General features: G+C 68.9%; 7 protein-coding genes. 3 read left to right on the top strand and 4 right to left on the bottom strand.

Going from position 1 to position 13,085, the window contains the following annotated elements; all coding sequences use genetic code 11:
• The first annotated feature begins 17 nt into the window (after positions 1-17).
• Complete coding sequence (locus IP91_RS02875) at positions 18-3,017, top strand: sensor histidine kinase (RefSeq protein ID WP_145647257.1); 3,000 nt, start codon at positions 18-20, stop codon at positions 3,015-3,017.
• A gap of 21 nt (positions 3,018-3,038) precedes the next feature.
• Here IP91_RS02875 and ppk2 read toward each other — a convergent pair whose 3' ends face one another.
• From ppk2 to IP91_RS02860, 3 genes are all read right to left on the bottom strand, one after another.
• Positions 3,039-3,956: a polyphosphate kinase 2 gene (ppk2, locus tag IP91_RS02870; RefSeq protein ID WP_145647256.1), complete on the bottom strand. Its 918-nt coding sequence runs from the start codon at positions 3,954-3,956 to the stop codon at positions 3,039-3,041.
• Between the two features lie 176 nt (positions 3,957-4,132).
• The gene (locus IP91_RS02865) at positions 4,133-6,139 is read right to left on the bottom strand and encodes a beta strand repeat-containing protein (RefSeq protein ID WP_145647255.1); all 2,007 of its coding nucleotides are present in this window, start codon (positions 6,137-6,139) and stop codon (positions 4,133-4,135) included.
• 396 nt (positions 6,140-6,535) lie between these two features.
• Complete coding sequence (locus IP91_RS02860; protein ID WP_145647254.1) at positions 6,536-7,264, bottom strand: MHFG family PEP-CTERM protein; 729 nt, start codon at positions 7,262-7,264, stop codon at positions 6,536-6,538.
• Between the two features lie 443 nt (positions 7,265-7,707).
• Here IP91_RS02860 and IP91_RS02855 point away from each other — a divergent pair, with 443 nt between their 5' ends.
• Both IP91_RS02855 and IP91_RS02850 read left to right on the top strand, forming a co-directional pair.
• Positions 7,708-9,225: an ATPase domain-containing protein gene (locus IP91_RS02855; protein ID WP_145647253.1), complete on the top strand. Its 1,518-nt coding sequence runs from the start codon at positions 7,708-7,710 to the stop codon at positions 9,223-9,225.
• Entirely contained in the window at positions 9,212-10,894 is a 1,683-nt protein-coding gene (locus IP91_RS02850) for a response regulator (protein WP_145647252.1), read from the top strand. The genes IP91_RS02855 and IP91_RS02850 overlap by 14 nt, the downstream gene beginning before the upstream one ends.
• A 135-nt stretch (positions 10,895-11,029) precedes the next feature.
• Here IP91_RS02850 and IP91_RS02845 read toward each other — a convergent pair whose 3' ends face one another.
• The gene (locus IP91_RS02845) at positions 11,030-13,081 is read right to left on the bottom strand and encodes an AsmA family protein (RefSeq protein ID WP_145647251.1); all 2,052 of its coding nucleotides are present in this window, start codon (positions 13,079-13,081) and stop codon (positions 11,030-11,032) included.
• Positions 13,082-13,085: the final 4 nt, after the last annotated feature.

The raw sequence follows: 13,085 nt of genomic DNA, 5'->3' as shown, positions 1-13,085 counted from the left end.
CATACGACAATTGTTAAATGAGAACAATTGTCATCCGGCTCTTCCTCCGATGGATCGTGCTGGCTGCCGCGTGCGCGGCGCTGCCGGCCCATGCCCTCGACCCTGCGATCGGCATCGAAGGCTACCGGCATGACCGCTGGGGCGAGACGGACGGCGCGCCGCGGCTCATCGATGCCCTGGCGCAGACGGAGGACGGCTGGCTGTGGGTCGCCAGCCGCCAGTCGGGGCTGTACCGGTTCGACGGCGTGCGCTTTCTGCACTACGAGACGCGCGACGGCAGCCGCCTGCAGAACATCGGCATCAGCGCCATGCGCCCCGGACCCGGCAACGCATTGTGGATGGGCCACGGCGCGGGCGGTGTCAGCGTGCTGCGCGACGGCCGGCTGAAGCACGTGCTGCTGCCGGCGCAGACCGCCAGCGTGTATGCGATCGCGACGGTGCCCGACGGCACCACGTGGATCGCGTCCGCGCTCGGCCTGTTCCGTATCCGGGACGACGTCCCCGTCAGGATGGGCGCCGCGCAGGGGTACCCGGGCCAGCAGGCCCAGTACGTGCTGGCGGACCGTGCCGGCCGCGTCTGGGTCGCCGACGACGGCAACCTGACAGTGCTCGAACCCGGCGCCGCGGCCTTCCGGCAGGTACGCCGCACGCTGCCCGATCCGATGCTGGTCGAAGCGCCGAACGGCAGCGTCTGGCTGGTGCTCGGCAAGGAATTCACCCAGTTGGCCCCCGCGGCGGACAGGCGGCCGGCGCCGCCGTCCTTCGGCACCGCCAGCAGCTTCCAGTCCGGTTTCGACGGCGATGGCAACCTGTGGTCCGGCAACTGTCCCGTCGGCCTGTGCGTGCTGCGCCCCGGCGACTGGCAGGGCCGCGCTGCGTTCAGCGCCATGGGCGGCAACGAGCGGCTCGACCAGCCATGGCAGCTGACCAGCCTGACGATCCTGTCCGTGATGGTCGACCGCGAAGGCAGCTTGTGGGTCGGCACGCCCGCCGGGCTGGAGCGCCTGCGCGACCAGCCGGTGCACATGGTGGGCGAACTTCTCGACCGCGGCAAGGTCTTCGCGCTGCCCCATCCGGATGGCAGCATGCTGGTGCTCGAAGCACGCCGCCTGAACGGCGCCCTGACGCTGTGGCGCATGGAAGGCAGCCGGCTGGTGGCGCAGCCCAATCCGCTGAACGCGGCCGTGATGTCGCGCGCGCCGGATGGCAGCCTGGTGCTGGGCGGCAGCGGCGGCATCGAACGGCACCGGGCCGCCGGCGTGGAACGGATTCCCCTGCCGCCGGTGCCGGCGCGGGCCGGTACGCTGGCGCTGCGCGACCTCATCGCCGGCAACGACGAGCTGTGGGCCTGGGTCGCCGGCCATGGCGTGTGGCAGTACCGGGGCGGCCGGTGGCTGCAGCCGGATCCGAGGGGCAAGGGCGTCATCGCCGTGGCCTTCGATGCGGCGGGGCGCAGCTACCGGGGCTATGCCGCCAACCACCTGGTCATCGCGGATGGCGAGAAGGTGCGCGAGCTGGGGGCGGCGGAAGGGCTCGACGTGGGGCGCATGCGCTTCATCCTCCCCGCCGAAACGCTGCTGGTGTCCGGCGACCGGGGGGCGGCCCTGCTGCACGATGGCCGTTTCCAGCCGCTGCAGACGTCCGTGCCGGCCGGGCTGGGCCTCATCAGCGGCATCGTCAGCGGCCGGGATGGCACGCGCTGGCTGAACACTGCCAACGGCATGTTCCGCGTGGCCGCGGCGGACTGGGCCCGCACGATGGCGGACCCGCGCGTGCCCCTGCGCGGTACGCTGCTCGATGCGCTGGACGGCTACCTGGGCGGCGCGGAATCCACCTGGCTGACCAACACCCTGTTCATGGGTGCCGACGGCCGCCTGTGGTTCGTCGGCGAGCGGGGACTGGCCTGGCTGGATCCACGTGCCGTGACCCCGAACCCGGCGACACCGGACGTGGAACTGCTGGCCTTCACCGCCAACGGCCAGCGGCGCCGTCCCGCCGACCGGAACGACCTGGGCACCGGGGCGGCCGACCTGGCGATCGACTACACCGCGCCGAGCCTGCGCATGCCCCAGCGGGTGACATTCCGCTACCGCCTGCTGGGCGCCGACGCCGCCTGGGAAGACGCGGGCCCGCGCCGCACCGCGTTCTACAAGCACCTGGGGCCGGGCGACTATACCTTCGAGGTGGTGGCCGTCAACGAGAGCGGCGTGCCGAGCCGGCGTGCCGCCACGCTCCACTTCCATGTCGCGCCGCGGCTGACGCAGACGGCGTGGTTCCAGGTTGCGTGCGCGCTGGCCCTGCTGGCGGCGATCGCGCTGGCCTGGCGCGTGCGCATGCGCCGGCTGGCAGCCCGGCTGGAGGACCGCTTCCAGGTGCGCGTGCGCGAGCGGGAATCGATTGCACGGTCCCTGCACGACACCTTCCTGCAGAGCGTGCAGGGACTGCTGCTCAGCATGCAGTCGGTGACGATGAAGCTGCCGGCGGACAGCACCGCGCGCGGCGAATTCGATGCGCTGCTGGAGCGCGCCGAACGGGTGCTGGTGGAAGGGCGCGACGAAGTGAAGGGCCTGCGCGGCGAGTTCGCGTCCAGCGTCGACTTCTGGCAGGTGCTGCAGCGCGACGTGGGGCTGGTCATCCCGCGTGCCGCGGCACGGCTGTCGCTGCTGCGGCCGGAGGCGGTCGACCGGCTGCATGCGCCGCTGCGGCACGATGTGTATGCGATTGCCCGCGAGGCGATAACGAATGCGCTGCGGCACACGGCCGGCAATGTCACCGTCGAATGCCACGCCGGCCCGAAGGCATTCACCTTGTGCGTGGCCGACGCGGGTGCTGGCCTGGGCGCATTCCGGCATGGCAAGGCGGGTCATTTCGGCCTGACCGGTATGCGCGAGCGGGCCGCGCAGATCGGCGCGCGGCTGCAGATCGAGGACGGCGAAGGCGGCGGCACGCGGGTGCTGCTGACGGTGCCGGCCAGCCTGGCCTATCCGGAGGATGCGGCGGCGCAGGCCGGCCTGTAGAGCGGCCGGACGTGCCGCGGGCTAGTAAATCTCCGGCACGATGATCTCGTTCGGCACGGGCCGGCGCATGTAGTCCTCGTGGTATTCGCGTTCGGGCAGGGTGATGACGGGGCGCTCGACCTCCGTGTACGGAATCTGCTGCAGCAGGTGGTGGATGCAGTTCAGGCGCGCCTTCTTCTTGTCCACGCCCTGCACGACCCACCATTTCGCGTCATCGATGTGGGTGCGCTCCAGCATGATCTCCTTGGCCTTCGTGTATTCCTCCCAGCGGCGGCGCGACTCCAGGTCCATCGGGCTCAGCTTCCACTGCTTCAGCGGATCGTGGATGCGCGACAGGAAGCGGGCGTTCTGTTCCTCGTCCGAGATCGAGAACCAGTACTTGATCAGCTGGATGCCGGACTTCACCAGCATGCACTCGAACTCCGGCACGGTTTGGAAGAACTCCTCGTACTGCGCATCGGTGCAGAAGCCCATCACGCGCTCCACGCCGGCGCGGTTGTACCAGCTGCGGTCGAACAGCACGATCTCGCCGGCCGCCGGCAGATGCGACACGTAGCGCTGGAAGTACCACTGGGTCCGTTCGCGGTCGTTGGGCGCCGGCAGGGCCACCACGCGGCACACGCGCGGATTGAGGCGCTGGGCGATGCGCTTGATGACGCCGCCCTTGCCGGCCGCATCGCGCCCCTCGAACAGGATGACGACCTTGTGGCCGGTGTGCACCACCCAGTCCTGCAGCTTGACCAGCTCGGCCTGCAGGCGGAACAGCTCGCGGAAATAGGTCTGGCGGTCGGCGCGCTCCTGCGGGGTGCGGGCGTGGGCCGGCAGCAGGGTCTCGGGATCGAGGTCGCTGTCGTCGAGCTCCAGTTCCAGCTCCTCGTCATAGCTGTCGTCGATATCGCGCTGCATGCGGCGGGTGAGGTCGTGGTCGGAATTGAGCATGGTCTTGTCGGGGAAAAGTCGAAGGCGCGCCCGAGCTTACCCGGGCAAGGTGACAGGCGCGTGACAGGCCCGTGGCGAGCCGAAGCGCACCGCGATGCAGCAGAGCCCGTGTCACGGTGCCTGGCACCCTGACACGGGCTCGGCAATGTCCTGGTGCCTGGCACCAGGACACGGACTCAGCCGATGCGGCGGCGGCGGGCGAAGGCGGCGAGGATGCCCAGGCCGGCCACCAGCATGGCGATGCTGGCCGGCTCCGGCACGGCGCTGACGTTGGTGTAGGTGCCGTCGAAGCGGTAGGTGACGGCCAGGTTGCCGATCGTCGTGGCGCGCATCAGTTGCAGGAAAGCCGCGTCGTCGACGTAATTGCCGGTGAAGCGCAGTGCATACCCGACGGTGCCGGTGACGGCCAGCGTCTCGCCTGCGGCAATCGTGCCGAGGCCGTTGAAGGTGAGCGCCGAGCCGCCCAGCACGATGCCCGAGCTGTCGGCCAGCGACAGGCTGGCGAAGGTCTGGCTGCCGGCGGCCGTCGCATCGAGCGTGCCGCCCGCCAGGACCAGTGCACTGTCCGCCGCGATGCGGTCGGCGCCGGCCAGTACCAGCGTGCCGCCGGCGAGGCGCGTCTCGCCCGCGTAGCCATTCGCGCCGGACAGCGTGACGGTGCCGCTGCGGATCTCCACGCTCGCGACGTTCGTGATGGCACCGGCGTACGAGAAGGCGTTGCCGCTGCCCGCATCGACCGTGAGCGTGTTCGCACCGCCCGCGCCGCCATCGATGTCGCCGAGGATGACGGCATTGCCGCCGGTGATCGTCACGGTGTTGCGGCCCGCGCCCAGTGCGATGGCCCTGCCGTTGCTGCTGCCGTCGATCAGGCCGGCATTGGTGATGGTGGTGGCGTCCGCGCCGCCGCGGATGGCCGCATTGGCGCCGCCGCCGCCGCGGATCGTCGCACCCGCATGGTTAACGATGGTGACGGTGTGGCCGCTGGCCGCGCCCTCGATCCAGATGGCCGCATCGCTGCCGCCGCGGATCGTGCCGCCGGCCTGGTTGACGATGGTCGCATTCCCGTACAGGCCTTCGCGCGTGCCGGCCAGCGCGCCGCTGCTGATGTCGTTGCCGGCCAGCGTGATGCCGCGACCCAGCGCATTGCCGTTGCCCGGGGCGACCAGGCCCTCGATCAGGCCGGCGTTGACGATCCTGCCGCCGCCGGCCGAGATGCCTTCGCTGAAGGCGCGCCCGTCCGCCGGCAGGCTGAACGCGTTGAGCGAGCGGATCGTGCCCGTGTTGACGATGTCGACCAGGCCATCGACATCCACGCCATCGCCGTCCCCGGTGATGCCGTTGCCGACGATGGTGCCGCGGTTGGTGAGGGTGACGACCTGCCGGCCGTTCAGCCCGTCGACATTGATGCCCGAGCCGCTGGTGCCGCGGATCGTGCCCGCATTGGCGATCGTCAGCCGGAAGTCCGTGCCCGCGCCGGCCTGTCCCGCGGTGACGCCATGGCGCCCGCCGCTGACGATTCCGCCGGCCGCATTGGCGATGACGATGCCGGAATTGGATTGTCCGTCGATCGCGTCGCTGCCGCTGCCGGACGTCGTCAGGGATTCGATCAGGCCGGCGTTGTTGACGATGCCGCCCGCGCCGGGGCGCACCGCATCGGCCTCGAAGGCGCGCAACACGCCGCCCTGGTAATTGTTGACGATATTCGCGCCCGTCATGGCGGCAAAATCGACGGCCTGGGCGCCACCGGCGCTGGCATTGCGCGAGACCAGCGAGCCATAATTGTTCAGCGTGACGCTGGCGTTTGCCACGTTCATCTGGATCACGTCCGCATCGGCCGTCCAGATGGTGGCTGCCGCATTTCCGGGGGCGCCGTTGTTGATCACCAGGTTCGCGACGCCCGTGTTGTCACGGATGGCGCGGCCCGTGCCGGTCTGCGCGATCGTGCCGAGATTGTTCAGCGTGGCGTTGCTGCCGTCGACAGTGACGGCAACCTTGGAACCCGCCACCTGCAGCGTCCTGCCCGCGTGGACGGTGCCGGTCTGGCCCGCCCCCAGCGTTTGCGGCGTGGTGCTGTCGGCAGCGATCGTGAAGGATGCGGCACCGGCAGCGGCGGGGGACAGCAGGGCGGCAGCGACCAGCGCGGCGCTCATCGGCGCCAGTGCGAGGCGGAAGGATACGGACATGGGAGGACTCCAGGTGAACTTGTTGTCAAATTTAAACTATCGATGTGACAAGAATGTGACATCGCCAATGTGGCAAGGCGCCCGGGCGGGCAATGGGGAGGCCGCCCAGGGGGTGGGCAGAGGGAATGTCACCCGCCAGACGGGTGGGTGCGGGAGTTGGTCCACACGCTAGCAGATGTGGCAGTCTCCCGGCAGGCGGATAGATGTGGAAGTCGCCCGGCAGGCGGATGGGTGTGAGAGTCGCCCGCCGGGCGGGTGGGTGGGAAAGTCGTCCGCAGGCGGCAGGCATGGAAGTCGCCCTGGATGGGCGTAAAAGCCGCCCGCCAAGGGATGGGTGTGAAGGTCGCCCGCCAGGCAGGCGCGGGCCTGAAGCGTGACGGGGGAGCGGGCGCGGCGTCAGTCGGTGCGCTTGCGGCGCCACAGGCGCGCCGCCATGATGGCGCCGCCGGCCAGCAGCATCGCCCACGTGGAGGGTTCCGGTACCGGGGAAACGGGGCCGGCAGGAGGCGGGCCGTAGTAGCCACCGCCGCCCGGTCCGGGGTACGACGGCAGCGGTGCCGGCGCGATCAGCGACGACCGCGTTCTGGCCCAGGGCGGCAGTTCCTCGCCGCGCGACGGCACTTCCGAATAGACGGGCATCGGCATCGGTGCCTGTTCGGCCGGCGCCGCGGCAACCTGGAGCGGCGGGGCGCCGCCGCTCGCGCCAGCCGTGCTCGGACCCGACGTGACGATGCGCCGCACCCGGCTCACGTTGCCGCACACCTGCGGCACGATCACGCATTCGTCGTTCACGCAGTACACCTTGGCGCTTTCCCGGTGCGCCGCGCTCCACTTTGCGCGGGTGACCGTGCGGCACACCCGATTCGCGCCGAAATGCATGTCGGTGATGCGCGCGTCATACTGATTGCTGCCTTCGATGCCGTTGCGGCTGATCTGCACATGATCGTCCGCGGCACCGTCGCTGATACGCTGCGCCAGCACCCGTCGGTCGTCGGCCGGGATGTCACGGTAATTGGCCAGCGCTGCCGCGGGCGTGCCCCGGTAGCGGTCCACGCCGGGGCGATCCCAGGAACATACGGGCTGGATCATCAAGGCCGCGGCGGCGGCAGCGATCACGATAGACATGTCGGTTACTCCACGAAAGTTGCATTCAAAACACTACACGACCACTATATGCCTTTCCAGCCCGCTTGAGCGTGCGCGATTTAACGTAATTAGCGGATGCGCAACAGTCCGTCAGGAAAGTAACGCCAGTGATATACGTTCCAGTGATGAGAGGTATGGGAATAAAGAATTGGCCTGACCAGATCGGCGCTGCCATGATGCACCTGTCTCCTCCAGCTCTTCACGAAGAATTGGATTGCGCCGGCTCCGAGCCGGCTTTTTTTTGTCGACAGGAACCGGGAGTCGGTCCGCACGGTAGCCCGGCAGTGCGCGTTTGCAAGCCAACCGCCTTATAATCCTGTCATAGGGCACGCGGCGTTACCGCGCGCTCCCAACAACAATGCCCGATGCGTTCGAGCGGCGTCGGTTCGGCGCGCGGTGCACGGGCTGCCCTGAACGGTCTGATGAATACACCCACTACCTCCCGCCGCGCGCTCCGCAAACCGGTGTCCCGCGTGTCCACCGGCGTTCCCGGTCTCGACGATATCCTGTGCGGCGGCCTGACGGCCGAACGCGTCTACCTCGTCGAGGGCTCGCCCGGCGCGGGCAAGACCACGCTCGGCCTCCAGTTCCTGCTGGACGGGATGGCCAAGGGCGAGCCGGGCCTGTACATCACGCTGTCCGAGACGGCCGACGAACTCGATGCCGTGGCCGAAAGCCATGGCTGGGCGATCGACGACATCGCCATCTTCGAGCTGGCCAACGACGAGACGCTCGACCCCGAGGCGCAGCAGTCGATCCTGCACCCGGCCGAGATGGAGCTGGGCGAGACCACCCGCGGCGTGATGGCCCAGGTCGACGAAGTCAAGCCGCTGCGCGTGGTGTTCGACAGCCTGTCCGAAATGCGCCTGCTGGCGCAGAACCCGCTGCGCTACCGCCGCCAGATCCTGGCGCTGAAGCAGTTCTTCGCCGCGCGCGCCTGCACGGTGCTGATGCTGGACGATAAAACGGCCGAGTCCGACCAGCACCTGCACAGCATCGCCCATGGCGTGATCAGCCTCGAGCAGATCGCCCAGGAATTCGGCAAGGAGCGCCGGCGCGTGAACGTCCTGAAGATGCGCGGCATTCCGTTCCGCGGCGGCTACCATGACTATGTGCTGGAAAAGGGCGGCATCCGCATGTTCCCCCGCCTGGTGGCGTCCGAGCACCACGAGAATTTCCAGCCGGTGCTGCGGGCGACAGGCGAGACTCGCCTGGACGAGCTGCTGGGCGGCGGCCTGGGCGCCGGCACCAATACGCTGATCATGGGGCCCTCCGGCGTGGGCAAGACGACGGTCACCGTGCGCTGCCTGCTGGCGGCGCTGGAGCGCGGCGAGAAGGCCGCGTTCTACCTGTTCGACGAAGGCCTGGGAACTTTCCTCGTGCGCAATACCTCGCTGGGGCTGGACGTGCGCCCGTATCTCGCCAGCGGCCAGCTGGTGCTGCGCCACATCGATCCGGCCGAGCTGGCGCCGGGCCAGTTCGCCGCCATGCTGCGCGATGCGGTCGAACAGGACGAAGCCGGATTCCTCGTCATCGACAGCCTGAACGCGTACATGCAGGCGATGCCGGGCGAGCAGTACCTCACGCTGCAGATGCACGAGCTGGTGTCCTACCTGAACCAGAAGGGCATCACCACGATGCTGATCCTGGGCGAGCACGGCCTGGTGGGCGCGATGCAGCGCGATGTCGACCTGAGCTACCTGAGCGACACGACCGTGCTGCTGCGCTTCTTCGAGGCGGGCGGCAAGCTGCGCCGCGCCATCACCGTCGTCAAGAACCGTACGGCAAACCATGCGCTGACGATCCACGAGCTGCTGCTGCACAGCGGCGGCGTGGAGATCGGCGCCCCGCTGGCCGGCTTCGAAGGCGTGCTGACGGGGCTGCCGACTTACCGGGGCAGTACGGCAATGATGGTCTCGGGCGAAGATGTCGGGGGCTAACCCTGCCGAACAGCGCGTGCTGGTGCTGGCACCGCATGGCCGCGATGCCGAAGTGATCGGCCGCGTGGTCGGGCGGGACGGTGTCGCGTGCGAGACGGTGCCGGACCTGGCCGCGCTGACGGAACAGGTGGCGGCCGGTGCCGCCGCCGCCATCGTGGCGCAGGAAGCGCTGGTGGGCGGCGACGCGGCGCACCTGCAGGAGTGGCTGCAGAACCAGCCGCCCTGGTCGGATTTCCCGTTCGTGGTGCTGCTGAGCACCCGCGCCGGCACGCTGCCGCCACGGCTGCGCGCCGCCATTGGCGCGCTCGGCAATGTGGTGCTGCTGGAACGGCCCCTGAGTGCCGAGACGCTGGGCAGCGCGGCCGATTCGGCCCTGCGCGCGCGCCGCCGCCAGTACCAGGCGCGCCAGGTGCTGGCCGAACGCGAGGAAGTGTCGGGCCAGCTGGTCGCGCTGAACGCCACGCTGGAAGCACGCGTGGACGAGCGCACCCGTGCGCTGGCGCAGGCCAACGACCGCCTGACCGCCGAAGTGATCGGCCGCGAAAAAGCCCAGCAGGCCATGGTGCAGTTCCAGAAGATGGAATCGCTGGGCCGGCTGACGGGGGGCGTGGCGCACGACTTCAACAATCTGCTCAATATCGTGCAGGGCACGATGGAGCTGATCCTCATGATGAGCAAGGACGACGCCGTGCGCGCCCGGGCCCAGACGGCCAAGGCCGCGTGCGAACGGGGCGCCAAGCTCACCGCGCAGCTGCTCACGTTTGCCCGCAACCAGACGCTGGACCTGCGCCCGCTGCCCGTCGCGCCGCTGTTCGACGCGGTCACGGAACTGGCACGGCCCCTGCTGGGGCACAGCATCGAGCTGCTCTGCTCGATCGGCCCCGACGTCGACTGCGTGCTGGCCGATGCCAGCCAGATGGAAATGGCATTGCTCAACCTCGTCATCAACGCGCGCGATGCCATGCCCGAGGGCGGACGCCTGATCATGCGCGCCTCGCGCGGCAAGCCGCCGGACGCGCTGCTGACGAAGGGCGACTACGTGCGCCTCGCCGTCTCCGACAACGGTGCCGGCATGCCGGAAGACGTGATGGCCAAGGTGTTCGAACCCTTCTTCACCACGAAGGGCGTGGGCAAGGGCACCGGCCTGGGGCTGAGCCAGGTGTACGGCATGGCGCAGCAGTCCGGCGGCATCGCCAGGATCGAAAGCGCGCCGGGCCACGGCACCACCGTCGAGATCTGGCTGCCGGCTGCCACCGCCGAAGCGGCGGAGCGGCAACCGGAACCGGCGGCCCGCAACGCGCTGCAGGGCGCGCGCGTGCTGGTGGTGGAGGACGACGAGCTGGTGCGCACCGGCATGGTCGACGCGCTGCTGGCGCTGGGCTGCGAGGTGACGCAGGCCGCCAGCGGCGACGAGGCGGTGACGATGCTGGCCGAACGCCAGCCGCAGCTGCTGCTGACCGATTACCTGATGCCCGGCATGACGGGCGCCGAGCTGGCCGACCGGGCGCGCGCCGCCTTCCCGGACCTGCCCGTGGTCGTGGCCACCGGCTACGCCGACATGGAAGCGGTGCAGCGCGCCGTCGGCCAGGGCGCCGTGCTGCGCAAGCCGTTCCACATGGCCGAACTGGCTGCGGCCGTGGAGCGCGGCCTGCAAGGCGCACGGGCATAGAGAAGCGCTGCAGCCCCGTAGCCTGCAGCGCACCCGCCCATGAAAATACGCTGCAGGCCCCGTCGCCTGCATTGCGGACGCTCATGAAAAAACGCTGCAGGCCTCGCGGTCTGCAGCGTTTTTTTTCCGGCGCGATTACTTCTTCGCGACCGGTTTCTTCGGCGTCTCGCGCATCTGCGGCGTCTTCTCGGCGCGGCTGATCTCGGCGCCGCAGTTGGTGTCCGGCGCCTTGTCCACGTTCACCAGCGGCAGGATGGCGGCCAGCGGGTTGATGGCGGCCAGCGCCACGGCGGCACCGGCCTTCAGTGCCAGCGGTCCGGCATGCGGGCCCACCTTCGGATCGGCAAACGTGCCTTTCGCGTACAGCGGCGTGCGCAGCGAGAAGATGCGCGTGCCCTTGCTCTTCGGCCGCACGTCCACGTCCAGCGATTCCTGCGCCAGGTCCACGTAGCCCGTCACGCCGATCACCGCGTCGTCCGTATCGAGCACGAAGCGGTCGATATTGGCGCGGCCGTTGCGCACGTCCATATTGGTGGCCAGGCAGTTCAGGTGCACCTGCTTGTCGCCGAACAGCTTGGCGTAGACGGCATTGGCCACGTTCAGGCCGGCGATCTCCAGCAGGAAGCTGCTCACCGACCCTTCGGTGACGACGGCGCTGGCTTCGCCGTTCGAGGTGGCAAGCATGGTGGACACGGAATTGCCCTTGCCGGCGATCGCCATGTCGCCATTGATCTCGCCGAAGCTGGCCTGCATCGACTGCAGTTTCGGGAACAGCTCGCGGATCTTGATGTGGCGGGCCGCCACGCGCGCTTTCGCATCGATCACCTTGTCGCGGCCATCGAGCGAGATGTTCGACGTGATCTGGCCGCCGGCCAGGCCGAAGTTGAGCGGTGTGAGCGTCAGCACCTTGTCCTTCATGTGGATGTCGGCCTTGATGTTCTGCAGCGGGATATCGTTGGCGCGCACGATCTTCTTGCCGGTGAATTTCACGTCGGCGTCCAGCGCGCCCCATTTGGCCGTGTTGAACTGGTCGACCGGCAGGGCCTTGCCCTCGGCCGGCTTTTTGACTTTGCCCGCGGCCTTCGTGCCGGCGCCCGTGTCGGCACCGACGGTCGGACCCAGGTCGGCCAGGCGCACCTGCTGCGACGTCAGCTCGCCGCGCAGCAGCGGGCGGGGCTTGCGCGGCAGGTATTCCATCGTGCCGGCGATGTCGCTTTCACCCACCTTGCCGGTGAACTTGTCGTACTTCCAGTTCCACACGTCGCCGTCCTTCCTGCCCAGCAGGCGGCCCTTCGTCTGGAACGGCGGCGTCTGCGGCAGCAGCACGCCGGTCAGCGCGTACAGGTCGGCCATGCTGTCCGCGCCCAGCGTCAGGTTCAGGTCGATGCCGTTCAGCGAACGGGGATCGTTCAGCGTGCCGTTGACGGCCACCTTGTTGTTGCCCGAGACGGCGTGCGCCTCGACGGGGTAGCGGGTGTGCTCGTCGGTCAGGGACAGCACGGCGCCGGCCTTGCCGCCACCCGTCACGGGAGCCTTGTTGTAGGTGCCGCCCAGCTTGAATTCGATGCCGTAGGGCTGCACGGCCGGCTGGCCGTTGGCGGCCGGCGTTGCCGTGGTCGGGGCGCCTTCGATCGATTGTGCGTCCGCGTGCAGGTCCAGCTTGATACCTTCGTCCAGGTAGCGCAGCTTGCCGCCGGCGAACGCCAGGCGCTGGATGTCGTAATCCCATTCGGACGGACCGTTGTCCTTCAGCGTCCACGTGTTGGTGCCGTCCGCGCGGCGCTGCAGGGCGATCTGCGGCGCTTCCAGGCGCAGGTCCGTCAGCACCACTTCCTTGTGCAGCAGCGGCAGCAGGTGGAAGGCCACGTCGACGCGTTTTGCCTGCGCCATCTGCTTGCCGACCGTGCTCCATTCCGGATTGCTCATGTGGATGTCCTGCGCGCTCACGAACGGTCGCGGCACGAAGCGGCGCCAGCCCCGTTCCGTGTCCTCGCCCCGTTTCCAGTGCACCTGCAGGTCGCCATTGATGGCGAAATCGCGGCCCGTCGATTCGGACACCTTGCGGTTGATGTAGGGCTTGGCGCGGTTCCAGTCGAACGTGAGGATGAACACGATCAGGATGACGATCAGTGCCACGAGGGTCCCGAGCGTCCAGCCCGCGATTTTGACAGCCTTGTTTGTTTTCATGATT

This window comes from Pseudoduganella lurida, assembly GCF_007830455.1.
Taxonomy (GTDB): Bacteria; Pseudomonadota; Gammaproteobacteria; order Burkholderiales; family Burkholderiaceae_D; genus Rugamonas; species Rugamonas lurida.
This window is presented reverse-complemented; position numbering and strand designations above follow the sequence as displayed.

Coding starts and splice junctions, on each gene's coding strand:
- IP91_RS02875 (WP_145647257.1), top strand. CDS start 18: ATGAGAACAATTGTCATCCGGCTCTTCCTCCGATGGATCGTGCTGGCT.
- ppk2 (WP_145647256.1), bottom strand. CDS start 3,956: ATGCTCAATTCCGACCACGACCTCACCCGCCGCATGCAGCGCGATATC.
- IP91_RS02865 (WP_145647255.1), bottom strand. CDS start 6,139: ATGTCCGTATCCTTCCGCCTCGCACTGGCGCCGATGAGCGCCGCGCTG.
- IP91_RS02860 (WP_145647254.1), bottom strand. CDS start 7,264: ATGTCTATCGTGATCGCTGCCGCCGCCGCGGCCTTGATGATCCAGCCC.
- IP91_RS02855 (WP_145647253.1), top strand. CDS start 7,708: ATGAATACACCCACTACCTCCCGCCGCGCGCTCCGCAAACCGGTGTCC.
- IP91_RS02850 (WP_145647252.1), top strand. CDS start 9,212: ATGTCGGGGGCTAACCCTGCCGAACAGCGCGTGCTGGTGCTGGCACCG.
- IP91_RS02845 (WP_145647251.1), bottom strand. CDS start 13,081: ATGAAAACAAACAAGGCTGTCAAAATCGCGGGCTGGACGCTCGGGACC.